18 protein-coding genes and 1 tRNA gene are annotated in these 22,691 nt (G+C 67.8%); 9 read left to right on the forward strand and 10 right to left on the reverse strand.

Going from position 1 to position 22,691, the window contains the following annotated elements:
* Positions 1 to 235: 235 nt before the first annotated feature.
* Positions 236 to 1,264, reverse strand: coding sequence for a glucokinase (locus ULB03_RS10160; protein ID WP_322483813.1), 1,029 nt, complete (start codon positions 1,262 to 1,264; stop codon positions 236 to 238).
* An 848-nt stretch (positions 1,265 to 2,112) separates the two neighbouring features.
* On the opposite strand from ULB03_RS10160, the gene ULB03_RS10165 reads away from it, so the two are divergent.
* Positions 2,113 to 2,187, forward strand: a tRNA-Val gene (locus tag ULB03_RS10165).
* 148 nt (positions 2,188 to 2,335) lie between these two features.
* Here the strand turns inward: ULB03_RS10165 and ULB03_RS10170 are convergent.
* Positions 2,336 to 3,088, reverse strand: coding sequence for an enoyl-CoA hydratase-related protein (locus ULB03_RS10170; protein ID WP_322483033.1), 753 nt, complete (start codon positions 3,086 to 3,088; stop codon positions 2,336 to 2,338).
* Between the two features lie 347 nt (positions 3,089 to 3,435).
* Here ULB03_RS10170 and ULB03_RS10175 point away from each other — a divergent pair, with 347 nt between their 5' ends.
* Positions 3,436 to 4,401 (forward strand): RNA polymerase factor sigma-32, encoded by a 966-nt coding sequence (locus ULB03_RS10175; protein ID WP_322483034.1) that lies wholly within the window; start codon positions 3,436 to 3,438, stop codon positions 4,399 to 4,401.
* 10 nt (positions 4,402 to 4,411) lie between these two features.
* On the opposite strand, the gene ggt is transcribed toward ULB03_RS10175, so the two are convergent.
* From ggt to ULB03_RS10190, 3 genes are all read right to left on the reverse strand, one after another.
* Complete coding sequence (ggt, locus tag ULB03_RS10180) at positions 4,412 to 6,259, reverse strand: gamma-glutamyltransferase (RefSeq protein ID WP_322483035.1); 1,848 nt, start codon at positions 6,257 to 6,259, stop codon at positions 4,412 to 4,414.
* Positions 6,260 to 6,572: 313 nt separating this feature from the next.
* On the reverse strand, positions 6,573 to 7,160 hold the full coding sequence (locus ULB03_RS10185; protein WP_322483036.1) for a cold-shock protein: 588 nt from the start codon (positions 7,158 to 7,160) through the stop codon (positions 6,573 to 6,575).
* A 294-nt stretch (positions 7,161 to 7,454) separates the two neighbouring features.
* A complete protein-coding gene (locus ULB03_RS10190) occupies positions 7,455 to 8,915 on the reverse strand; it encodes a sigma-54-dependent transcriptional regulator (protein WP_322483037.1) in 1,461 nt (486 codons plus the stop codon).
* A 250-nt stretch (positions 8,916 to 9,165) separates the two neighbouring features.
* Here ULB03_RS10190 and ULB03_RS10195 point away from each other — a divergent pair, with 250 nt between their 5' ends.
* Together ULB03_RS10195 and ykgO are read left to right on the forward strand one after the other, a co-directional pair.
* Positions 9,166 to 10,164: an SAM-dependent methyltransferase gene (locus tag ULB03_RS10195; protein WP_322483038.1), complete on the forward strand. Its 999-nt coding sequence runs from the start codon at positions 9,166 to 9,168 to the stop codon at positions 10,162 to 10,164.
* Positions 10,165 to 10,261: 97 nt separating this feature from the next.
* Complete coding sequence (gene ykgO, locus ULB03_RS10200; protein ID WP_012973122.1) at positions 10,262 to 10,387, forward strand: type B 50S ribosomal protein L36; 126 nt, start codon at positions 10,262 to 10,264, stop codon at positions 10,385 to 10,387.
* A gap of 235 nt (positions 10,388 to 10,622) precedes the next feature.
* On the opposite strand, the gene ULB03_RS10205 is transcribed toward ykgO, so the two are convergent.
* The 4 genes from ULB03_RS10205 to ULB03_RS10220 all read right to left on the reverse strand — a co-directional run bounded on the left by ULB03_RS10205 (position 10,623) and on the right by ULB03_RS10220 (position 16,637).
* Positions 10,623 to 12,689 carry a M13 family metallopeptidase gene (locus ULB03_RS10205; protein WP_322483039.1) on the reverse strand — a complete coding sequence of 689 codons (2,067 nt, stop codon included), beginning with the start codon at positions 12,687 to 12,689 and terminating at the stop codon, positions 10,623 to 10,625.
* Between the two features lie 84 nt (positions 12,690 to 12,773).
* Complete coding sequence (locus ULB03_RS10210; RefSeq protein WP_322483040.1) at positions 12,774 to 14,861, reverse strand: M13 family metallopeptidase; 2,088 nt, start codon at positions 14,859 to 14,861, stop codon at positions 12,774 to 12,776.
* Between the two features lie 191 nt (positions 14,862 to 15,052).
* Complete coding sequence (locus tag ULB03_RS10215) at positions 15,053 to 15,538, reverse strand: TIGR02444 family protein (protein ID WP_322483041.1); 486 nt, start codon at positions 15,536 to 15,538, stop codon at positions 15,053 to 15,055.
* Entirely contained in the window at positions 15,531 to 16,637 is a 1,107-nt protein-coding gene (locus tag ULB03_RS10220; RefSeq protein WP_322483042.1) for an ATP-dependent 6-phosphofructokinase, read from the reverse strand. Before ULB03_RS10220 ends, ULB03_RS10215 begins: the two co-directional genes overlap by 8 nt.
* A gap of 184 nt (positions 16,638 to 16,821) precedes the next feature.
* Here ULB03_RS10220 and ULB03_RS10225 point away from each other — a divergent pair, with 184 nt between their 5' ends.
* From ULB03_RS10225 to ULB03_RS10235, 3 genes are all read left to right on the forward strand, one after another.
* Positions 16,822 to 17,022 (forward strand): YdcH family protein, encoded by a 201-nt coding sequence (locus tag ULB03_RS10225; RefSeq protein ID WP_145729585.1) that lies wholly within the window; start codon positions 16,822 to 16,824, stop codon positions 17,020 to 17,022.
* A gap of 256 nt (positions 17,023 to 17,278) precedes the next feature.
* Positions 17,279 to 17,743 (forward strand): 5-(carboxyamino)imidazole ribonucleotide mutase, encoded by a 465-nt coding sequence (gene purE, locus ULB03_RS10230; protein WP_322483814.1) that lies wholly within the window; start codon positions 17,279 to 17,281, stop codon positions 17,741 to 17,743.
* Positions 17,740 to 18,819 carry a 5-(carboxyamino)imidazole ribonucleotide synthase gene (locus tag ULB03_RS10235; RefSeq protein WP_322483043.1) on the forward strand — a complete coding sequence of 360 codons (1,080 nt, stop codon included), beginning with the start codon at positions 17,740 to 17,742 and terminating at the stop codon, positions 18,817 to 18,819. The genes purE and ULB03_RS10235 overlap by 4 nt, the downstream gene beginning before the upstream one ends.
* Before the next feature lie 22 nt (positions 18,820 to 18,841).
* Here the strand turns inward: ULB03_RS10235 and ULB03_RS10240 are convergent, their stop codons facing one another.
* Complete coding sequence (locus ULB03_RS10240) at positions 18,842 to 19,030, reverse strand: DUF4169 family protein (RefSeq protein WP_322483044.1); 189 nt, start codon at positions 19,028 to 19,030, stop codon at positions 18,842 to 18,844.
* Positions 19,031 to 19,315: 285 nt separating this feature from the next.
* Here ULB03_RS10240 and ULB03_RS10245 point away from each other — a divergent pair, with 285 nt between their 5' ends.
* Together ULB03_RS10245 and ULB03_RS10250 are read left to right on the forward strand one after the other, a co-directional pair.
* Positions 19,316 to 20,434, forward strand: coding sequence for a patatin-like phospholipase family protein (locus ULB03_RS10245; protein ID WP_322483045.1), 1,119 nt, complete (start codon positions 19,316 to 19,318; stop codon positions 20,432 to 20,434).
* A 257-nt stretch (positions 20,435 to 20,691) separates the two neighbouring features.
* Positions 20,692 to 22,590, forward strand: coding sequence for a propionyl-CoA synthetase (locus ULB03_RS10250; protein WP_322483046.1), 1,899 nt, complete (start codon positions 20,692 to 20,694; stop codon positions 22,588 to 22,590).
* Positions 22,591 to 22,691 lie beyond the last annotated feature (101 nt).

Consider the following 22,691-nt stretch of genomic DNA (forward strand, 5'->3'; position numbering starts at 1 on the left):
ACCAGCGGCACGAGACAGTGACTCGTGCCGCTGTAGGCCCCGACCGGGGCCGCCGGAGCGAGCACCGCAGGGCACAGCGAGGACAAGCCTAGGCGGACGGACGTCCGCCGCCCGGCGTCTGAGGGAGCATTTGAACGGTCACGTTCAAATGCCGCGCGTATGAGCACATGAAAACGGCGCCACCGATCATCGGGGCGCCGTTTCAGTGAGGCCATGACCCGGTTGCGGATGGCGATCAGCCGTCCAGCTTGGCGGTCAGGCCCAGGAAGGCCGGCAGCGGGTGGGTCACCACATAGGTGGGGATGGGGCCCAGGTAGTCACGCATGCGGCCCTTTTCCACGAAGCGCTTGCGGAAGCGGCTGTGGGTGAAGAAGGGCAGGATGCGCGGGGCGATGCCGCCGGCAATGTAGACGCCCCCGCGTGCGCCGATGGACAGGGCGAGGTTGCCCGCCACCGTGCCCAGCATGCCGCAGAACAGGTCCAGCGCCTCGATACAGGCGGGGTCGCCGGCGTGCTGGGTGCCAGCGGCCGTGACCTGCGCGGCGGTCAGGCGCGCCGGCTCCCGGCCGTCGGCCAGGCACACCGCCTCATAGAGGTTGACCAGGCCGGGGCCGGACAGCACGCGCTCCGCCGACACGTGGTCGAACTGCTTGCGCAGCACCGCCAGGATGGCCGACTCGCGGTCATTGATCGGGGCCATGGTGACGTGGCCGCCTTCGGTCGCCAGGGCGGTCCAGCCCGGCTGGCCGTTGCTGCGCTTGCGCGGGACCAGGGCGGAGACGCCCAGGCCGCTGCCGGGCCCCAGCACGGCGATGGGCGCGTCCGCCACCGGGGCGCCGTCGCCCACCTGCACCCGGTCATCCGGGCCCAGGGTGGGGATGGACAGGGCCACGGCCGTGAAGTCGTTGATGACCTCCAGCCGATCCAGCGACAGCGAGCGGCGCACCCCGTCGATGGAAAACTCCCACGGCAGGTTGGTCATGCGGATGCGGTCGCCGGTGACAGGACCGGCCAGCGCGATGGCCGCCTGCTTCGGCCGTACGCCCGGAGCTTCCAGCGCCAGATAGGCCTCCGCCGCCGCCTCCAGCGAGGGGTAGTCGGCGCAGGGCAGGATGCGCACGCCGGAGATGGTGGCGGCGTGCGCGTCATGGGACGCCGCGTCCGAGGACTCGGAGAGGGCGAACCGGGCGTTGGTGCCGCCGATGTCCGCCAAGAGCGAGAGGCCCTGCATGGGTGACGCCTTCCTTTCCCGTTTCCGTCCCAGTTCACTGTTCCCGTCGCCTTGTCAGCGGCGCCGGTGAGCGCGCGCACCGTCCCCTGACGGGGTGGGCGCGCGCATGGGCGGGCCACATCCTGCCCGCACGACTTCCATACCCGTCTTAGAACGTGGCGGCGACAGCGCTGTCAATATCGTTGGTGCAGGAAATTTGGGGAGGAGCCTGCCCGTCCGATGTAACGCAATTACACGAACTTCTCTTGAATCAACGTGTTGCGTCGCACAACGGTTGAGGTAGGCCGATTTTCGTCCGCCATACGCAATAGCCTGAATAATCAAGATTCTTCCGGCGGCCCTCATTTTCCGCTTGATCAACCGGGGTTCGATCGGCATATTGTGCAGTGCGACATGGCCGCGATCGCGGTTCTGTCGTAACGCACTTCTTGGGCGTTTCCTCCCTAAACTCAGGGCCGTGCCGATAGGCGCGGCCCTTCTTTATTTCCGGGCCCGGAATCATCTCCGGCCCCGCACCTGGGTGACTCGCTTCCAGGCCGCCCCTCAACGAGTCGTTTTTCCAATCCCCGATACCGTGGCTTGCTCCGGTCGGCCCTCCTTATGGTGGCTGCCCCCCCAAGCGGCGCATTGGCAGGGGGCGCATTGCCAAGCGGCGCATTGGCAGGCGGCAACCGTGCCGGCACGCCCCGTCTTTGGCGAGGCCGCTTCTGCGATGCCATTCCGGGAAACAGGTCCTGCGGAGGGGGCTGCCGGGCGAGGAAGAAAATTTTCGGTTTGATGAAACAGAAGGGTTGCCAGCCGGTTCGGGCGATGCTACACACCCGCCCACGCCGATGACCCCGGCAACGGGGCCCCGCAAAAATCGGCGGATTTCGAAGGATGGGCGCGTAGCTCAGCGGGAGAGCACTACCTTGACATGGTAGGGGTCACAGGTTCAATCCCTGTCGCGCCCACCATCCTTCCACAGAAGATCAGCACATAAAATCAGTAGGTTGAAGCCGCGACGGGATGCCGGACGCGGCTTTCGTCTTTTCGGTCGCTCGCTGGCCCGAAGGGATGGGCCCACCCGCGCCGCTTGGCGGGATGGGCCCCATTGGATGCCTGTCAGGCCTTGCCCTTGGAGAGGAAGGCCTGGAAGGCGGCCTTGGCCTCCGGGCTGGTCAGCGCCTGGCTGAACAGCACGGCTTCCCGCGCTATGGTCTCCAGCACCTGGGGCGTGTCATGGCGCATCAGGGCCTTGGTCTGGGCCATGGCCGCGCGGGGTTTGGCCGCCAGCGCCACCGCCTTGGCGGCGGCATGTTCGTACAGCGTGTCGGTGGGGATGACGGCGTTGATCAGGCCCGCCGCGTCCGCCGCGTCCGCCGTCAGCCCCTCACCGGCCATCAGCATGGCGGCCGCCTTGGGATGGCCCAGCAGGCGGGCGGCCAGCAGACTGGACCCCGCCTCCGGCACCAGGCCCAGATTGACGAAGGGCATGGCGAAATGAGCGGTGGGCGCGGCATAGATCAGGTCGCAGTGCATCAGCATCGTGGTGCCGATGCCCACCGCAGGTCCCTCCACCGCTGCCACCACCGGCTTGGGGAAGGTGGCGAGCGCGCGGAGGAAGCGCATCACCGGATTGTCGGCGGTCAGCGCCGGGCCGGCCAGGAAGTCCGCCAGGTCGTTGCCGGCGGTGAAGCTGCCGCCCGACCCCTGGATCAGCACGGCCCCCACCGACTCCTCGGTGGCGGCGCCGGTCAGGGCATCGGCCAGGGCGGTGTACATGGCGCCGGTCAGGGCGTTGCGCTTTTCCGGGCGGTTCAGCACCAGGGTGCGCACCCCGTCCCCATCCTCCACCAGGACCGTGGCGTGACTCATCTCATGTCTCCCAAGGTGCCCCGGCGGCGGCGCGATGTCCCGCCCCGGGGTTAGTGATTGCTTATGCCCGGATGCTGCCGTAGGGGCGCCCGCCGGGCAAGGTCTGGTTGGCGCTGGCTTCCGCCTGTCCATCCTGTGGTGTGGAACCACCGTTCCCGTGGTGCGTTTGGCGGGGTGTTGGGCATGCCGCGCCGCTGTTCAAGACTGTTAACCCAATCTTTAGATGTCCCGGCCAAAGATGACAGCGTGGTGAACGGGATGCGGCGGATTTGCCGTCCCACGCCACGGCATTCTGGGCCAAGTCCGGCGCCGAGGCGCATCCGGACGGTACTGAAAGGGGACGGGCGATGGGTTCATTCTCTTCTGAGTCGGTCGACCTGCTGCGGGCCTACACGGCCCAGGCCAACCGCTACCCCATGCTGTCGCCTGAGCGTGAGCTTGAGCTGGCCAACCGTTGGGCCACCAGCCAAGACCAGCGCGCCGCGGACGAGCTGGTGCACAGCCATATGCGGCTGGCCATCAAGATCGCCTCCCGCTATGCCCGCTCCGGCCTGCCGGTGGGCGACCTGATCTCCGAAGCCAACATCGGCCTGGTGAAGGCGGTGCAGCGCTTCGACCCGGCGCGCGGCTTCCGCCTGGCGACCTACGCGCTGTGGTGGATCCGGGCGGAGGTCCAGTCCTACGTCCTGCACAACTGGTCCATGCTGAAGGGTGGCAACACCGCCGCGCTGAAGCGCCTGTTCTTCAACCTGCGCCAGGCCCAGCGCCGCCTGGGTATCCACGACCGCATGATGACGGACGAGGAGGCGGAGCGCATCGCGGTGGAGATGGACGCCACGGTGGAGGAGGTGCGGGAGATGGAGCACCGCTTCGCCACCCCTGTCGCCTCCCTGAACGTCGCCATGGGCGACGAGGGCGATCAGGAGGCCATGGACCTCCTGGCCGATGACACCGAATCCGTGGAAAGCCGCCTGGCCGAGGGCAGTGAGCTGAGCCAGCGCAAGGGCTTGATGCTGGACGCGCTGAAGGCCTTGGGTGACCGCGAGCGCCACATCTTCATCTCCCGCAACCTGGCGGATGAGCCGGTGACGCTGGAGCGGCTTGCCCAGCATTATGGCGTCAGCAAGGAACGCATCCGCCAGATCGAGACGGGCGCCTACAGCAAGGTGGCCCGCAGCGTGCGCCGGGCGGCCGAGGGTGGCACCGTCACAGCCCCCATCCTGCCCATGGCGGCCAAGCGCGCCAAGTCCGGCGTGGGCCGGGTGCCGACCGCCAACGACATCATGGCCCAGGCCGCCCGCACGGCGGCTTGAGGCCGGTTCCTCAGTCCCCCGCCGCCAATCCCTCGCGGCGGGGGTCGACGCCGCCTTCCAGGCCGGTGGCGGTGCGCTTGATGACATGCAGGCCGCTGGGCATGGACTTCAGCTCCACCGTCTGGCCCAGCGCCTCCAGCCCGGCCTTCAGGGGCGGCGCCCAGGGGCCGTTTTCCAGGGCGGTGGTGCCGTTGCGGTTCACGATGCGCGGTAGGCTGACGGCCTCTTGCGCGTCCAGGCCCCAGTCCAGCGCCGCGATGATGGTTTCCGCGACATAGCCGATGATGGCCGGCCCGCCGGGCGAGCCCACCACCAGCACGGGCTTGCCCGCGCGATCGAACACGATGGTGGGCGCCATGGATGACCGTGGCCGCTTGCCCGCCGCCACGGCGTTGGCCACGGGCAGGCCAGTACCGGGGCTGGTCGGGATGAACGAGAAGTCCGTCAGCTGATTGTTCAGCACGTAGCCGTCCACCGCCATGCCCGACCCGAAGGCGAATTCCACCGAGGTGGTGAAGGAGACCGCCATGCCGCTGCCGTCCATCAGCGACATGTGCGAGGTCGAGGGGATGTCGGCCTGCCATCCAGGGCCGTACAGCGCGCCCTGCTTCTGCGGCGGCACGCCGGCGGCCACGGGGCCCTGGGCCGCGTGCGCCGGGTCGATCAGCTTGGCGCGGTCGGCCAGATAGCCCTTGTCCAGCAGCCCCTTGGGCACGGTGACGAACGCCGGGTCGCCGACATACAGGTCGCGGTCGGCATAGGCCAGGCGGCTGGCCTCCACCATCAGGTGCCAGGCGGTGGGCGAGTCCTTGCCCAGGCCCTTCATGTCGAAATGTTCCAGCAGGCCCAGCATCTCCACGATGGCGATGCCGCCGGAACTGCTGGGCCCCATGCTGCACACCTTCCACTGGCGGTAGGGCGTGCACAGGGGATCACGTTCCTCCACCTTGTAGGCCGCCAGGTCCTGGGCGGTGACCAGGGCGGGAGCCCCGCCGGGTGTGTTGGCCGGCAGGGCGCTGTCGGCCAGGTGCTGAGCCAAGTCCTGGCCCAGGACGCCGTGGTAGTAAGCGTCGGGCCCCTGCGCCGCCAGCACCTCCAGCGTATGGGCCATGGCCGGGTTGCGGAACGTCTCGCCCGCCTGCAAGGGCGTCAGGCTGCCGTCCGGCCCGGTGTGGAAGAACAGGGCCACCATGTCCGGCCGGTCCTTCAACTGCGGCGTCAGTCCTTTCAGCAACAGGGACAGGCGCGGACTGACGACGAAGCCGTCGCGGGCCAACTGGATGGCGGGCTGGAACAGCGTGGCCCAGGGCAGCTTGCCATAGCGCTTGTGCGCCTCCGCCAGCAGGGCGGGGATGCCCGGGGTGCCCACCGCGCGGCCGCCGTCAAAGGCGCGCAGCAGGGGCATGGGGCGGCCGTCGCCGCCCACGAAACGGTCGGGCAGGGCGCCGGCCGGCGCGGTTTCCCGTCCGTCCAGCGACACCAGCTTTTTGGCCTTCGGGTCCCAGATCAGCATATAGCCGCCACCACCCAGGCCGGAGGACTGGGGCTCAACGAGGCCCAGCACCAGTTGCACGGCGATGGCGGCATCCACGGCGCTGCCGCCCTGGCGCAGCATCGCATGCCCGGCCTCCACCGCCAGCGGGTTGGCGGCCACCACCATGTCGGACTTGGTGCGCACCAGCGGACGGGGTGCGAACGGGGAGGCCAGTTCCGGGTCGCCACCCTGGGCGCGCGCCGGACCGCTGGCGGCCAGCGGCGCCAGGGCGAGGGATGCGGCCAGCAGGGCCGGGGCCAGCGTAAGGCCCAGGATGGAGCGGTGGGGGCGGGCGGGGGCGGTCTGCCGGGCGGTCTGGTGCATGCCATAACAATGACATGGCGCTAACAGCCGGGGAACAGGGGAACGGCCGCGGGGCGGTCCACGTTTCCCGGGGCGCCCTCCTGCTACCGCTACCAGGCGTAAAAGACAAAACGCGCCGCCCTGGTGGACGGCGCGTTCCGTGTCTCCGGCCCGCAAATAAAGCTCCCCAACGCCGGTACCCGGATCGTTCCCCCGGAGGGGCGTCGCCATCAGGCACCAGCGGGTCGAGGACGAAGCAACTTACTCAGGTAAACAAGAAGGTCGGCGCCAGGAAGCCCCGGCGCCGTTCCTTCCCTTCCTCAAATCCGAAGGATCAGAGGACTTCCACGCGGTTGGCCTGCGGACCCTTCTGACCCATGCTGGTCGTCAGGCGAACCCGCTGCTCCGGCGCCAGGGCGCGGACGCCCGAACGCTCCAGCGCGGTGATGTGGACGAACACGTCCTTCCCGCCGCCATCGGGGGTCACGAAACCGAAGCCCTTGTCGGCGCTGTAGAACTTCACAGTGCCTTCGACGGTCTCGGTCGGGCCGCTGGCTTCCCAGCCGCCGGCGCGGCGCGGGGCGCCACCACCGAAGCTGTCGCGGCGAGCGCCGCCCATGCCGCCACCCATGCCGCCGCCCATTCCGCCGCCGCCCGGGGTGGCGGTGGACTCATCCACACTGTGGATGGCGGCGACCTGCGGGCCCTTCTGGCCCTGGGACAGGTCGCAATTGATGGTGGTGCCGTCCGCCAAGCTGTCGTGGCCGAAGGCCTGCACGACGGAGGCGTGCAAGAAGGCGTCCGGCGACCCGTCGGACAGGGTCACGAAACCAAAACCTTTCGTGGGGTTGTACCATTTGACGGTGGCGTTGACGCCCCGGCGGGTGATCTGCGGGCTCTGCGGAGAACGGCGCTCATACATGTGATTTGAACTCGAATGTAGTCGATAAAGTGCTTGGCCGGGGGCACCGGTCGCAAGAAGGATCCCCACCACGCGCCCCTCCCAAGCCGGATCTGGCTGCGCAGGAATTTCCTCCTGTGTAGCAGCTTATACCGGAAAAAGCGGGACTGCACCAGCCATGCTATGGCAGGTCGCCAAGTCATTTCCCGCGCGGGCGGCGGGCCTGGGCGCGTAACGGGCGCCCGGCCGTGAATAGACCGCAATAACGGGTGGCGTCAGGCCAAGTGGCCCCCCAGATATTGCGTCGCCGTCGCCTCAGCCGGTTATCTTGATTTTCCATTGCTGAAGCTTGCGGTAGATGGTCGACGGGCTGATTTCCAGCAAGGCGGCGGCGCGGGGCACGTCATCGCCCGTCAGCGCAAGCGCACGTTGAATCGCCTGCTTCTCCAACTGCCACAACGGTACGATTTCACCCGCCTGGGCCGGTGTTCCGGATGCCGGGATCCCGGCCGGGGGCGCGGACGCCACGGTTCCCAATCCCTCGGAAGCCTTGGATTCCTGCGGGTTTTGGCGTGGGGATGCCGGGTCGGCCGCAGCGCTGCGCAACGGTTCCGGCAGCATGGCGCGGGTGACGGCGGTGCCGTCATTCAGCACCACGACATTCCGCAGGATGTTCTGCAACTGCCGGACGTTGCCGGGGAAGTCATAGGCCATCAACGCCGATTCGGCGTCCGCGTCCAGGCGCTGGAAGGCCTTGCCCTCCTCCGCTGCCATGTCGGTCAGGAAGTGGCGGGCGATGAGGCAGACATCGCCCTCCCGCTCACGCAAGGGGGGCAGGTGGATGGGCACCACGTGCAGGCGGTAATACAAATCCTCGCGGAAGCGGCCGGCCGCCACCTCCGCCAGCGGGTCCCGGTTGGTGGCGGAGATGAAGCGGACGTCCACCTTCTCCATCTGCGTGCCCCCCACGGGCTGGAAGGTGCCGGTCTGGACGAAGCGCAGGATCTTGGCCTGCAACTCCATCGGCATCTCGCACACCTCGTCCAGGAACAGGGTGCCGCCATCGGCTTGGCGCGCGGCGCCCGCGCGGTCCCCGACGGCCCCGGTGAAGGCGCCCTTCACATGGCCGAAGATTTCGCTTTCCAGCAAATCCTTGGGGATGGCGGCGCAGTTGATGGCGATGAAGGGGTGGCCCCGGCGGGGGCTGCACCGGTGGATGGCGTCGGCCGCCAGTTCCTTGCCCGTGCCGCTTTCGCCCGTCAGGAAGACGCTGGCCCGGCTGGGCGCCACGCTTTCGATCAGGCGGTAGACCGTCTGCATGGGGGCGGAGGCGCCGACGAAGGCATGGAAGCTGCCCCGGTCCAGCTCCCGCCGGTAATGCGCCACGATTCGCGTCAGGCGGCGGCGTTCCAGGGCGTTGCGCACGGTGACGATCAGGCGGGCGGCGGTGAACGGCTTCACCAGGAAGTCGAAGGCGCCGTCGCGCATGGCCTCCACCGCCACGCTGATGGAGCCGTGGGCCGTCACCACGATGACCGGCAGGTCGGGGTGGCTTTCCCGCGCCGCGCGCAGCACCTCCAGCCCATCCATGTCCGGCAGCTTCAGGTCCAGGACCAGGGCGCCGGGCGGGGTGATCCGCAGGCTTTCCAGCGCCAGGGTCCCCGTCTCCTGGTGCTCCACCTCGTACCCTTCGCTGCGCAGATATTCCATGTAGACCCGCGCCAGGGGGGCGGTGTCCTCGACAAGCAGCACCCGGTTGTGATCCGACTCGGTCATGGGGCTATCCGGTGGGGCGGCGGGGAAAAGCGCAGGAGAACGAGCGTACGATACCAGCCGTCGGAAAAGAGGCTTATTTGCCAGGTGGGTGGGATGCGCGGGTGTCAGGGGCCGAGCGGCTGTTCCACCAGTCGGCGTTACCATCGGCGTCAATGGACCGCACGCGCGTTTCAGCATGGCCATTTCAACCGCCGCGCAATGACTGTACAATATGTTTCCGTGTTAATGATCCATGGGGCTGGTTCCACGCATGTCCGCCCAGCAGGGCTCCAAGGGTGCGGCGTTGCCGCAGGCGACCCTTCCGCGGGCGACCCTGCGGGACCGTTTCGTCGCCTGGTGGGAGGGCTATGACCTCGCGGCGCTGCTCAGCCGCCGACCGCACCCGGACGAGGATGAGGCTGGTGTCGGCGGGGCGCCGGGGGGCAAGCAGTCGGCGCAATCCGCCGCCGACCGCCGGGTCCTGAACCGGTCCGGCAAGCCCCTGTGGACGGCCACCCGCGTGCAGGTGGCGGAAAAGATCTGGGGCGACGGCTACGCCACCCCCGGCGGCAACGACCATATCCCCACCCTGGTGAAGCCCTTGGGCCTGAATCCGGCCATGAGCGTGCTGGACCTCGCGGCGGGCCTGGGCGGTTCCACCCGCAGCATGGCGTCGCAGTTCGGCGCCTGGGTGACGGGCCTGGAATCGAATCCGGTGCTGGCGGAGGCCGGCATGTTCCGGTCCCACAAGGCCGGCATGGCCCGGCAGGCGCCCATCCAGCCCTACGATCCGGAAACCTTCTCCTGGCCCAAGCGTGTCGACGCGGTGTTCGCCAAGGAGGGATTCTACACCGTCCGCAACAAGGATGGCCTACTGGACGCGGTGGAGGCGGCGTTGAAGCCGCGCGGCCACTTCCTGTTCACCGACTATGTGCTGGACAAGGCCAAGGCCGGCGGCCCGGTGTTCAAGGGCTGGCTGGACCATGAGCCGGTGGAGCCGCACCCCTGGACCGTGGACCAGTACGCCCAGGGCCTGCAGCAGCGTAACCTTGATATCCGCATCACGGAGGACATCTCCGACCTGCACCGCAGCCTGATCCTATCCGCCATCCAGGGGCTGGTGGCCCATCTGGAGCAGCACAGCATGGATCACGAAACCAAGGTCGCGGTGGTGGAGGAGGTGGAACTGTGGGCCCGCCGGGTGGCGGTGCTGGATGCCGGCATCCGCCTCTATCGTTTCTACGTGTTGAAGCCGGCGGATATCAGCTGATCGATTTTACGATATGACTCAGGTTGACAGCGGGGCCGGCCCTTACTATTTTCCCGGCCTCGAACCGTGATCCAATCCAAGTGCCCGAGTCCAAATCATGAAGATCGTGAACTCCCTCAAGTCGATGAAGACCCGCCACAAGGCTTGCCGCGTTATTCGCCGCAAGGGTCGCGTGTACGTCATCAACAAGCAGAACCCGCGCTTCAAGGCCCGTCAGGGCTGATTTAAGCGTTTCTGCCCAGTGGCCGGTTCGCCGGCCATCGGAAACAAAAACCGCGCCTGGATGAAGGCGCGGTTTTTGTTTTTGTATCGTGCCGCGTCCGGGCCACTTCTTGCCCAGGAAAAAGCCCCGCCGATCGATTCGGCGGGGCTTTCCCGTGGCCTTGGCCCTTTGGCTGGGCCGACGCCGACTCGCGCTGGCGGCCCCCCTTGCGAAGGGGCCGCCGAATCGTGGTGTCTTACCAGACCTTGCAGGCCTTGGCGCCCCGGTTCATGGGGGCGTCGGCCTTGCAGTTGAAGGCCTTGGCGAACTCCGGATTGTTGGAGACGACGCCGTTCACCCGGTACTCCGACAGGGAATGGACGTCGGTGATCGCCTGGTCGCGCTTGGCGTCGTCGCGCTGGTTGCTGCACCACACCTGGGCATAGCCCAGGAAGAACTTCTGCTCGGCGGTGAAGCGCCCGTCCTTCTTGGCGGCCTTGCCCTTCAGGGTGGCCATCAGGGCCTTCAGGGCGATGGCGTGGCCGCCGTTGTCGGCCAGGTTCTCGCCCAGGGTGGCCTTGCCGTTCAGATGCACATCGTCGATGGCGACGAAGCCGTCATATTCATCCACCACGCACTGGGCGCGGGCCTCGAACTTCTTGGCATCCTCGGGCGTCCACCAGTCCTTCAGGTTGCCGTTCTTGTCGTACTGGCGGCCCTGGTCGTCGAAGCCGTGAGTCATCTCGTGGCCGATGACCGCGCCGATGGCGCCGTAGTTGATGGCGTCGTCGGCGTCCGCGAAATAGAACGGCGGCTGCAGGATGCCGGCCGGGAAGTTGATGTCGTTCTCGGTCGGGTCGTAATAGGCGTTCACCGTCGGCGGGCTCATCTGCCATTCCGACCGATCGTGGGGCTTGCCGATCTTGTTCAACTGGCGCTTGGTCTCGAACGTGGCGGCGCGCTCCACGTTGCCCACGAAGTCGTCCTTCTTGGTCACGACCGAGGAATAGTCGCGCCACTTGTCGGGATAGCCGATCTTGTCGGCGATGGCGTCCAGCTTCTCATGCGCGCGCTTCTTGGTTTCGGCGCTCATCCAGTCCAGCTGGTCGATGTCGACCGAGTATGCCGCCTTCAGGTTCTTCACCATGGTCAGCATCTTGGCCTTCTGCGCGGCGCCGAAGGCGGTCTTCACATAATACTTGCCCAGGTCCTCGCCCAGCGCGTCGTCCGTCTCCATGACGCAGCGCTTCCAGCGGGGCATGTTCTGCTCCACGCCGCGCAGCTTCTTGGAATAGAAGCTGAAGCGCTCATCCACGAAGGGCTTGGACAGGCGGCTGGAGAAGGCGTGGGCGATGTGCCAGGACAGATAGGTCTTGACGTCATCCACCGACGCGCCGGCCAGGATGGTCTGCAGCGCCTTGAAGAAATCGGGCTCCGTCACGTTCAGGGTCTGGAACGCGGGGGCGCCGGCGGCCTTGAAATAGTCGGCCCAGGCGAAGCCGGGGGCCAGGGTGGACAGGTCGCCCACCGGCTTCTTGTTGTTCACCTTCTGGGGGTCGTTGCGGTCGGCCAGGCTCAGCGACGCCTTCGCCAGGTCCGTCTCGATGCGCATCACCGTCTTGGCCTTGGCGTCGGCCACCGCCGGGGCGTCGCCCAGAAGCTGGAAGGTGCGTGACACGTGCTCGACATAGGCTTGGCGGATGCCGTCGAACTTGGCGCCTTCGCGGACGTAGTAATCGCGGTTGGGCAGGCCCAGGCCGCCCTGGTCGATCACGGCGATATCCTGGCGAGCGTCCTCGAAGTCCGTCTGCGCGCCAAAGCTGAAGAGCACGTCCACGCCCGCGGCGTGCAGGGCCGCCACCAGGGCCGGCAACTGTTCCTTGCCCGCCAGCGCCTTGACCTGGTCCAGCAGCGGCTGGATGGGGGCGGCACCCTTGGCGTCGACCCCGGCCTCGTCCATGCACGCGGCATAGAAGTTGCCGACGCGCTCGTTGTCGGCGTTGGGGTGGGCGACGATATCCTCCAGCGCGGCCTTCAGGATCTGCTGGTTGCGCTCATGCAGGGCGTTGAAGCTGCCCCACCGGGACTGATCGCTGGGAATGGGGTTGGCCTTGATCCACGGGCCGCAGGCGTACTGGTAGAAGTTCTGGCAGGGGTCGACGGTGTCGTCGACCTGGGGCAATGCCGCCTCCGTGGCGGACGCCTTGGAGGACGCCTTCTGGGGCGCATCCGCGGCCTTGGCCGCGAGCGGCAGCGCCACCAGGGCGGTGGCCAGGGCGATGGGGGCCGCGCGATTCAAAATCCCCGCGATCGGTTTGTTCATAGGAGGGTGCTCCACCTTCGTTATGTTTCTTTGAAATGAAAGGGGGCGCCGGCGGTGTGCGCCGGCGCCCCTGTCAGATGCCCATCACCAGACGCGGCAGGCCTTCTCGCCGGCCACCATCTTGTCGGTGGGCTTGCAGTTGAACGCCTCCGCGAACTCCTTCATGTTCGAGAGGGTGCCGTTCACCCGGAATTCCCCCAGGGAATGCGGGTCGGTCTGGGCTTGCAGGCGCCGGGTTTCGGGCCGCGCCTCGCCGCACCAGACCTGGGCGAAGCCATAGAAGAAGCGCTGGGCCGCCGTCAGGCCGCCGACCTTGTCGTCCTTCTTGGCACCCAGCCGTTCCATCAGGGCACGGTAGGCCACCCGGATGCCGCCATTGTCGGCGGTGTTCTCGCCCAGCTTGAGCTTGCCGTTCTCCTTCACGTCCCCGTCGGCGACATAGCTGCCGTACTGGTCGACCAGGCACTGGGCGCGGGCCTTGAACTTCTCCGCGTCGTCGGCCGTCCACCAGTCCTTCAGGTTGCCGTTGCCGTCGAACTTGCGGCCCTGGTCATCGAAGCCATGCGTGATCTCATGGCCGATGACCACGCCGATGGCGCCGTAGTTGGTGGCGTCGTCGGCGGCATCGTTGAAGAAGGGCGGCTGCAGGATGCCGGCCGGGAAGTTGATGTCGTTGTGGGCGGAGGAATAGTAGGCGTTGACCGTCGGCGGGGTCATGGACCACTCGCCCTTGTCCACCGGCTTGCCGATCTTGGCCATGTCATAGTGGAACTCGAAGGTCTCGGCCCGCAGGGCGTTGCCCAGGGCGTCGCCGCGGCTGACGGTCAGGGCGCTGTAGTCGCGCCATTTGTCGGGATAGCCGATCTTGGCGGTGAAGGCGTCCAGCTTGGCATGCGCCTTGGCCTGGGTCTCTGGGCTCATCCAGGTCAGGGTGGGGAAGGTCTCATCCAGCGCCTTGCGGATGTCGGCCACCATCTGCAGCATGCGGGTCTTCTTCTCCGGTCCGAAGGCGCGGGCGACGAAATACTTGCCCAGATCCTCGCCGAGGGCCGCGTCGGTCGCGGCCACGCAGCGCTTCCACCGGGGCTTCATCTCCCGGGCGCCGCGCAGGGTGCGGTCATAGAAGTCGAAGTTCTCCTGGACGAAGGCGTCCGGCAGCCAGGTGGCATAGGCGGACAGCGTGCGCCAGGTCAGGTAGGTCTTGATGTCCGCCAGGCTCAGTTCCCGGATCAGCTTGCTCTCCCGCTTCATGTAGTCGGGATTGCTGACGTTCAGCGTGGCCGGGGGCTTCAGGCCGGCGCCATGGATGTAGGCCGTCCAGTTGATCGCCGGGTCCAGGGCCTGCAGCTCGGCGAAGGTCTTGAGATGGTAACGGTTCTCCGGCTCGCGCATGGCCGTGCGGTCCAGCGAGGCGTCGGCCAGTTGCGTCTCGATGCGCATCACCGTCTGCGCTTTGGCTTCCGCATCCGGCAGGCCGGCCAGCGCCATCATCTTCCCGATATGGGCGACGTAGGCGGCGCGCTGCTGCTTGGACTTGTCGTCGTCCTTGAAATAATAGGGCTTGTCCGGCAGGCCCAGGCCGCCCTGGTAGACGCCGGCGATGACTTGGGTGGCGTCCTTGAAGTCCTGCTGCTGGCCAACCCGGTGGAAAGCGTTGACGCCGGCCATGTGCAGGTCGATCAACAGGCCGCTCAGGGCCTTCTTGCTCTTCAGACCGTTGATGCGGGCCAGCAGCGGCTGCAAGGGCGCCAGGCCGCGGGACTCGATGCCCGTCTCGTCCATGCAGGCGGCATAGAAGTCGGCGATGCGCTGCCCCTCGAAAGATGCGTTGGCGGACGTGGACCGTGCCGCCAGCTTCTCCAGCTCATCATGCAGCAGGGCCAGGTTGTCGTCGGCCAGCTTGTTGAAGGTGCCCCAGCGTGACTGGTCGGCGGGGATGGGATTGCGCTTGTTCCAGACGCTGCAGGCGTGAAGGAAGAAGTTGTCGCACGGGCTGACCGCGTTATCCACCACCGGCAGGCCGGGAGCGGCGGGGGTGTCCGGCGCCGGCTGTGCCGCGGCCATCGGCGGTGCCGGGGGCTTGGTGTCGGTGGTGTGGCAGCCGGCCAAGCCGGCGGCGGCGATCAAGGCGGCCACGGCGGCCGATGTGGAAAGGCTGCGTACCCCTGACATGATGACCCATCATCTGTTGTTGTCGTTGTTCCCCGGCGGGAAGCCCCAAAAGGAGTCCGCTGCCGGCCGATGCCGCTGCCCTCGGGCACCGGGCCAGGAACCCAGATGGGGGTCAAAATCGACGTCGCCTGAAATTTTGATGTCGGGCGAAATGATTTGACGGCCGCGACCATATCATAGCCGTCGCGGCGTCAGGAAAGCGCCTTGTGTAACCGCTCTGTAACCAGGCCCGCATCCGGGGGCAGCAGCCGCGCCAGATTGTCGCGCAGGGCCGTGGGGCAAGGGCTTGGCGCCGGCCAGCTTCCGGCCAGGGCCTCCAAGGCCGCCATGTACAGCCGCTCGGCCTCCAGCTCCGCCGCCTTGACCGTCTGGCGCAGGGCCTCGCCCCCGGGCAGGTCCTTGAGGGCGCGGCGGGCGTGGCGCAGGGGGGCGATGACCGGCCCCCGCCACCGGTCGGCCAGGGACCGCGCCGCGCCCATGTCCGCGTCCGTCAGGACATGCCCCCGGGCCGCCGCCCATGCCCCCCACAGCAAAAGGGGCACGTCGGCGCCGAGGGTGTCCTGGGCCTCCAGGCACAGGGCGGCCACGCCGGGCCGCGCGTACAGTTCAAGGGCATAGGGCCAGAGCGGGGCAGGGGCGTGGTCCCCAGGCCCCTCGGGCGCGCGGTCCTCAGGCAACGGGGTCGCCCATGGGCTCGCCCACATAGATGCCCAGGCCGCGCGCCGTGCGCACCAGGGTGCCGTCCACATCGACGGCGGCGTAGGCCTTGATGGCGTCGGCGATGGGCACGTCGATGACCTTGCGGTTGGACCAGGCCACCATGCGGTCGTACCGACCTTGCGCGATCAGGTCCACGGCGTGCACGCCGAAGGCCGAGGCGATCAGCCGGTCACGCGGGTTGGGGGACCCGCCGCGCTGCACATGGCCCAGCACGGTGACGCGGGTTTCCGCCCCGGTCGCCTCCGCGATCAGATGGCCGATATAGCCGCCGATGCCGCCATAGCGCTTTTGCCCATCGCTGAACTCCTGTCGCGCCTTGCCGCCGCCGGGCAGGGTCGCCGCCTCCGACACCACCACCAGGGCGAAGTTGCGGCCATGGGCCCGGATCTGGCGGATGCGGTTGGCCACCCCCTCCACCGTCCATGGAATCTCTGGCAGCAGGATCACGTCGGCGCCGCCGGCGATGCCCGCCGCCAGCGCGATGTGGCCGGCGTCCCGGCCCATGACCTCCAGCACCATGACGCGGGCGTGGCTGGCGGCGGTGGGCTGCAGGCGGTCCAACGCCTCCGTCGCCACGGCGACGGCGGTGTCGTAGCCCACCGACACCTCGGTCAGGCCCAGATCGTTGTCGATGGTCTTGGGGATGCCGACCAGGTTCAGGCCCCCCTCCTGCGCCAGGCGGCGCAGGATGGCCAGGCTGCCGTCGCCGCCGATGCCGATCAGGGCGTCCAGGCCCAGCTCGCGGCAGCCGCTGATGATCTCTTGCGACCGGTCCTTCTTGCTGCCATCCGGCATGGGATAGGCGAAGGGGTCGCCCTTGTTGGTGGTGCCCAGCACGGTGCCGCCCTGGCGCAGCATGGTGCCGTCCACGTCGGCGGGCAGCAGCACGCGGTGGCGCACCGGCCGGTCCAGCAGACCATGGGTGCCTTCCTCGATGCCCACGACCTGCCAGTTGTAGGTCGTGACGGCGCGGTGGACCACGGCGCGGATGACGGCGTTCAGGCCGGCGCAATCGCCGCCGCTGGTCAGGATGCCGATGCGCTTGCCGTTGCTCATGCCGTCGCTCATCATCAAGGGCTGGTTTAGGGGTGCGACCGAAACGACGGTCGAGACCTGAGTTTGAGGAAAACCGGACCTGCCCGCAATCGCCGAAAGACATGCCGAAAGGCAGCACCCCTGCCTGCGGATTTCTGGTATAGATCGCCCGATGATCGAGATCAGCGAACGCTAAAAGGCACGGATGACTGAACAACACACCCTGAAGGAGAAGCTGGCGACGCTTCGGGTGGAGCATCGTGACCTCGACGACATCATCACCCGGCTCACAAGCCAGTTCCCGGTGGATCAGTTGCAGATTCAGCGGCTGAAGAAGCGCAAGTTGCTGCTGAAGGACTTGATCGCGCGGCTGGAAAGCGAATTGCTGCCCGACATCATCGCTTGATGTCATCTACCACCTCGGATGGCCCCCACCCGGGCGTGGCGGGCATGCGGCGCCGGCACTTGCGCGGTCGCCGCCCGCTCCTATAATCCGGCGCTTCTTTTTAGAGCGGGGCGCGTCAAGGCGGAGTCGCCGTGATGCGTGAACCCGCTCGCTGAGCAAGGTCGTGGCACCGGCTGAACCCAGCCCGTTCCAGGCCTGCGGGGGAGCATCACCGGTGAGCCAGAAGCCTGAAAGCGCGCCGCTAGTCGGTATTATCATGGGCAGCCAGTCCGACTGGGCGACCATGCGTCACGGCGCCGCCGTCCTGGAAGAGCTGGGCGTGCCCTTTGAGACGCGCATCGTTTCCGCCCACCGCACCCCCCATCGTCTGGTCGATTACGCCACCACCGCCCGCGACCGCGGCCTGAAGGTCATCGTCGCCGGTGCCGGCGGTGCCGCCCACCTGCCGGGCATGGCGGCCGCCATGACCCCGCTGCCCGTGTTCGGCGTGCCGGTGGAAAGCCACGCGCTGAAGGGCATGGACAGTCTGCTGTCCATCGCGCAGATGCCGGGCGGTATCCCCGTGGGCACCCTGGCCATTGGCAAGGCCGGCGCCATCAACGCGGCCCTGCTGGCCGCCGCCGTCCTGGCCCTGTCCGACAAGCGCCTGGCCGACGCGCTGGACGCCTGGCGCGCCGCCCAGACGGAGCGTGTGGCCCTGGAGCCGCAGGACGAGGCATGAGCAAGAACACGCTTACCGTCGTGCCCCCCGGTTCGACCATCGGCATGCTGGGTAACGGCCAGCTGGGCCGCATGACGGCCCTGGCCGCCGCCAACCTGGGCTATCGCGTCCACGTCTTCGGACCGGATCAGGATAGCCCCTGCGCCCAGGTGGCGTCGGCCGAAACCCTGGCCGCGTTCGACGACTGGGCGGCGCTGGAGGCCTTCGCGCGCGCCGTCGACGTGGTGACGCTGGAGTGGGAGAACATTCCCACCGCCACCATCGATTTCCTGGCCGCCCGCGTACCCACCGTCCCGGGCTCGGGCGTCCTGGCCGTGGCCCAGGACCGGGTGGCGGAAAAGACCTTCGCCAATAAGCTGGGCATCGGCACCGCCCCCTTCCGCGCGGTGAGCGACGTCGAGTCCCTGCGCGCCGCCGTGGCCGACCTCGGCACCCCCTCCATCCTCAAGTCCACCCGCATGGGCTATGATGGCAAGGGCCAGGTGCGCCTGGCCCCCGACAGCGACCTGGCCGCCGCCTGGGAGTCGTTGCGCACCGATGCCGCCGTGCTGGAAGGCTTCGTGACCTTCGCCTGCGAGGTTTCCGTCATCGTGGCCCGCCGGGCCGATGGCGCCATGGCCGCCTTCCCGGTGGTGGAAAACCGCCACGCCAAGGGCATCCTGGACGAAACCCTGGTGCCGGCGGCGGTGCCACCGGCCGTGGCGGATGAGGCCACGCGCATCGCCCGGACCCTGACCGAGGCGCTGGGCGTTGTCGGTCTGCTGGCGGTGGAGATGTTCGTGACGCCGGACGGGCGGGTGCTGGTGAACGAGATGGCGCCCCGGCCGCACAACTCCGGCCACTGGACCATGGATTTCTGCGCGACCAGCCAGTTCGAACAACTGGTGCGCGCCGTCTGTGGCCTGCCCCTGGGCGCCACCGACATCCTGGCCCCCTGCATGATGAAGAACCTGATCGGCGACGACGCGGATCAGTGGCACGCCTTGCTGGCCGAACCGGGCGCCCGCCTGCATCTCTACGGCAAGGCGGAGGCGCGGCCCGGCCGCAAGATGGGGCATGTGAACCGTCCGCGCTGAGGCGGCCGGAAACGGACGTGCGTCACGCCTCGTCGTCAGGGTCCAGATGCTTGCCGTCCAGGTCGGCCGCTTGCCGGTCCTGGCGCTGTTGCTCCGCCGTGCGTTCCGCCTTGGTGCGGCCATGGACGACGCGATTCTCGGCCGCCTTGGCCGCCCGCTCCTCCTTGGCTTTTTGCTTACGAAACCGGTTCAGGTTGACCACGTCACCCACGGTCGTCTTCCCCTCGTCATGATGCCCGGACGGGGCGCGTCCATCGACAATGGCGGTTTGTACGCGCCCTGCATCCCAAGTCACTAACCTAACCTTAACCCAGCATCAGCATTGTTCAAGACGGGTTTGTTCCGCTTGATAGGGCGGGGTATGAATTATCCGCGAAATGGGCTGGACTTTTTCGACAAGCCCCGGCGGTTGTTAACCATGTTGTGCCTGCGGGGCCGGCGAATTCTGTGATTCGCCTTCACCGCGAGGGCGCTTTTCTTCGAAGGTTGGGACGGTATGGACGGTTCTGCGGGTAATGCGACCAAGGGACGGCGGCGTCGGGCGACACCGGTGTCGCCGGTGCCGGCGGCGTCCCCGGGGGCAACGGCCCCGGCCCGGCGCACCGTCAACCTGGCGCTTCAGGGCGGTGGCTCCCACGGCGCCTTCACCTGGGGCGTCCTGGACCGCTTGTTGGAGGATGGCCGCCTGGATGTCGAGGGTATCAGCGGCACCAGCGCCGGCGCCGTCAACGGCGCCTTGCTGGCCTATGGTCTGCTGACCGGCGGGGCGGAGGAGGCGCGGGGCCTGCTGCACCGTCTCTGGCGCCGCATGGCCAAAAGTTCGGCCACCGGCCCCTTGCAGCCCACCTGGCTGGATTGGATGACGGGCGGGGCCCGCCGCAACCTGGACCACTCCCCGGTTTATGCCGGGCTGGATCTCATGGTGCGCATGATGTCGCCCTACCAGTTCAATCCGCTGGGGCTGAACCCCATGCGCGACGTGCTGGAGGGGCTGATCGATTTCGACGTGCTGCGCCGGTCCGAAACCGTGCGCCTGTTCGTCAGCGCCACCAACGTCAATCGCGGGCAATTGCGGGTGTTCAAGGGCCAGGACCTGTCGATGGACGCCCTGCTGGCCTCCGCCTGCGTGCCCATCCTGTTCCAGGCGGTGGAAATCGAGGGTGAGCCGTATTGGGATGGGGGCTACATGGGCAACCCCACGCTCCATCCCCTGCTGCACGACTGCCGCGCCACCGACATCCTGGTGGTCCAGGTGACGCCGCTGCAGCGGCCCACCGTGCCCACGGCACCCAGCGCCATCGTGGACCGCATGAGCGAGATCGGCTTCAACGCCACCTTGCTGCGGGAACTGAAGTCGCTGGAGCTGGTGAACCGCCTGTGCGCCGACCACGGCATCGACCCGGCGGAGGCCGGCGTGCGCCCCGTGTTCCTGCACCTGGTGGAACCGGGGGCGGGCATGGCGGACCTGGGCGTCTCCAGCAAGCTGAACGCCGACTGGGGTTTCCTGACGGAGTTGCGCGACATGGGCCGGGCCGCGGCGGACGACTGGCTGGTCCGCTGCTATGACCAGGTGGGGCGGGAAAGCAGTTTCGCCGCCGGCCGCGCCATCATCTGACCGGCGGTCGGGCGAGCCGGCCTTCTTCCCCTTTCGTGTCGGCGCCTATGGCGGGTGCGTGCGCCCCGGCGCCTGAATCGGTGTTGCCCTCTCCTGACGGGTGGGGCGGGCGGTTCGGGCTTGGCGGCGGCGGGCGACCCGGTAGGATGATCGGGCGCCGTTGATCTGGCTCAAGGCCGCCGTCCCGCCGGCCTGCGACGATCAGGGCATCAAGTAAGAAAGGGACCCGTGCGGCGGGTCCAAGGGGGGATGCGCGGATGAGCGGACGCTACGCGGATGAATACAACCGGTCCCTGGACGACCCCGAGGGTTTCTGGGCGGAGGCGGCGCGAGCCATCGACTGGATCCGCCCCTGGGACCAGGTGCTGGACGACAGCCGGGCCCCCCTGTTCCGCTGGTTCACCGGCGGCCAGCTGAACACCTGCTGGAATGCGCTGGACCGCCATGTGGCGGCGGGCCGGGGCGAGCAGGTGGCGCTGATCCATGACCGGCCCATCACCAGCACCGTCGCGACCTACACCTATCGGGAACTGTTGGACCTGACGGCCCGCTTCGCCGGCCTGCTGGCGGCGCAGGGGGTGGGGAAGGGCGACCGGGTCATCCTCTACATGCCCATGGTGGCCGAGGCGGTCGTCGCCATGCTGGCCTGCGCCCGGCTGGGCGCCATCCATTCCGTCGTCTTCGGTGGATTCGCGGCGCGCGAGTTGGCCACCCGCCTGGACGACGCCAAGCCCAAGGTGGTCGTCTCCGCCTCCTGCGGGATCGAGGGCGCCCGAATCATCCCCTACAAGCCCCTGCTGGACAGCGCCATCGAGCAGGCGACGCACAAGCCCGACCGCTGCATCATCCTGCAGCGGCCGCAGGAAACCGCATCGCTGGTGCCGGGCCGCGACATCGACTGGGCGGAGATAGAGGGGGCCACGCCGCACGATTGCGTGCCGGTGGCCGCCACCGACCCGCTGTACATCCTCTACACCTCCGGCACCACGGGCCAGCCCAAGGGCGTGGTGCGCGACAATGGCGGCCACGCCGTGGCGCTGAAATGGACCATGGAGCATTTCTACGGCTTGAAGCCCGGGGAGGTGTTCTGGGCCGCCAGCGACGTCGGCTGGGTGGTGGGCCACAGCTACATCGTCTATGCCCCGCTGCTGCACGGCGCCACCACCGTGCTGTATGAGGGTAAGCCCGTGGGCACCCCGGATGCCAGCGCCTACTGGCGGGTGATCAGCCAGCACAAGGTCAGCATGCTGTTCACCGCCCCCACCGCCTTCCGCGCCATCAAGCGCGAGGACCCGGACGGGCTGCTGCTCAAGAATTTCGACCTCAGCCATTTCCGCCAGCTCTATCTGGCGGGGGAGCGGTCGGACAGTGACACCCTACGCTGGGCTGAAACCCACCTGAAGGTGCCGGTCATCGACAACTGGTGGCAGACGGAAACGGGCTGGCCGGTGGCGGGTAATCCCGTCGGGCTGGGGCTGATGCCGGTCAAGCACGGCTCCGTCTGCAAGCCCCTGCCGGGCTGGGATGTGAGGGTCCTGGACGCCCAGGGGCATGAGGTGCCACCCGGCACGCTGGGGGCTGTCACCATGCGCCTGCCGCTGCCCCCGGGGGCGCTGCCCACCTTGTGGAACGCGGAGGAGCGCTTCATCCGCAGCTATCTGGCGGAATATCCGGGCTTCTACCAGACCTCCGACGCCGGCTACCTGGACGAGGACGGCTACCTGTTCATCATGGCGCGCACCGACGATATCATCAACGTCGCCGGCCACCGCCTGTCCACCGGTGCCATGGAAGAGGTGCTGGCGGGCCATCCCGACGTGGCGGAGTGCGCCGTCATCGGTGTGCACGACACCCTGAAGGGGCAATTGCCCTTGGGCTTCCTGGTGCTGAAGGCCGGGGTGACGCGGTCGCACGACACCATTGTGGCCGAGGTGGTCCAGCGGGTGCGCGAAATCATCGGGCCCGTCGCCGCTTTCCGCCAAGCCCTGGTGGTGGACCGCCTGCCCAAGACCCGGTCCGGCAAAATCCTAAGGGCGACCATGCAGAAGATCGCCGATCAGGAGGCGTGGGCCATGCCGGCCACCATCGACGACCCCGCAATTTTGGAGGAGATCGGGCAGGCTCTTTCCGAAGCCGGATTTGGGCGAAAACGATAGGAGAAACAATAGGATATCCGCGCCGATCTGTCGCTTCGGGGTAACCCCGATGTGGCAAAATTGTGACGGTGCGTTGACTGATCTGCGGTCTTTGTTGCCAA

This window comes from Nitrospirillum goiasense, from assembly GCF_034427435.1.
Classification (GTDB): domain Bacteria; phylum Pseudomonadota; class Alphaproteobacteria; order Azospirillales; family Azospirillaceae; genus Nitrospirillum.

What these genes read in the sequence shown, in the direction of transcription:
- ULB03_RS10170 (WP_322483033.1), bottom strand. Translation starts at nt 3,088, where the DNA reads ATGAGTCACGCCACGGTCCTGGTGGAGGATGGGGACGGGGTGCGCACC.
- ULB03_RS10175 (WP_322483034.1), top strand. Translation starts at nt 3,436, where the DNA reads ATGGGTTCATTCTCTTCTGAGTCGGTCGACCTGCTGCGGGCCTACACG.
- ggt (WP_322483035.1), bottom strand. Translation starts at nt 6,259, where the DNA reads ATGCACCAGACCGCCCGGCAGACCGCCCCCGCCCGCCCCCACCGCTCC.
- ULB03_RS10185 (WP_322483036.1), bottom strand. Translation starts at nt 7,160, where the DNA reads ATGTATGAGCGCCGTTCTCCGCAGAGCCCGCAGATCACCCGCCGGGGC.
- ULB03_RS10190 (WP_322483037.1), bottom strand. Translation starts at nt 8,915, where the DNA reads ATGACCGAGTCGGATCACAACCGGGTGCTGCTTGTCGAGGACACCGCC.
- ULB03_RS10195 (WP_322483038.1), top strand. Translation starts at nt 9,166, where the DNA reads ATGTCCGCCCAGCAGGGCTCCAAGGGTGCGGCGTTGCCGCAGGCGACC.
- ykgO (WP_012973122.1), top strand. Translation starts at nt 10,262, where the DNA reads ATGAAGATCGTGAACTCCCTCAAGTCGATGAAGACCCGCCACAAGGCT.
- ULB03_RS10205 (WP_322483039.1), bottom strand. Translation starts at nt 12,689, where the DNA reads ATGAACAAACCGATCGCGGGGATTTTGAATCGCGCGGCCCCCATCGCC.
- ULB03_RS10210 (WP_322483040.1), bottom strand. Translation starts at nt 14,861, where the DNA reads ATGTCAGGGGTACGCAGCCTTTCCACATCGGCCGCCGTGGCCGCCTTG.
- ULB03_RS10220 (WP_322483042.1), bottom strand. Translation starts at nt 16,637, where the DNA reads ATGAGCAACGGCAAGCGCATCGGCATCCTGACCAGCGGCGGCGATTGC.
- ULB03_RS10225 (WP_145729585.1), top strand. Translation starts at nt 16,822, where the DNA reads ATGACTGAACAACACACCCTGAAGGAGAAGCTGGCGACGCTTCGGGTG.
- purE (WP_322483814.1), top strand. Translation starts at nt 17,279, where the DNA reads ATGGGCAGCCAGTCCGACTGGGCGACCATGCGTCACGGCGCCGCCGTC.
- ULB03_RS10235 (WP_322483043.1), top strand. Translation starts at nt 17,740, where the DNA reads ATGAGCAAGAACACGCTTACCGTCGTGCCCCCCGGTTCGACCATCGGC.
- ULB03_RS10245 (WP_322483045.1), top strand. Translation starts at nt 19,316, where the DNA reads ATGGACGGTTCTGCGGGTAATGCGACCAAGGGACGGCGGCGTCGGGCG.
- ULB03_RS10250 (WP_322483046.1), top strand. Translation starts at nt 20,692, where the DNA reads ATGAGCGGACGCTACGCGGATGAATACAACCGGTCCCTGGACGACCCC.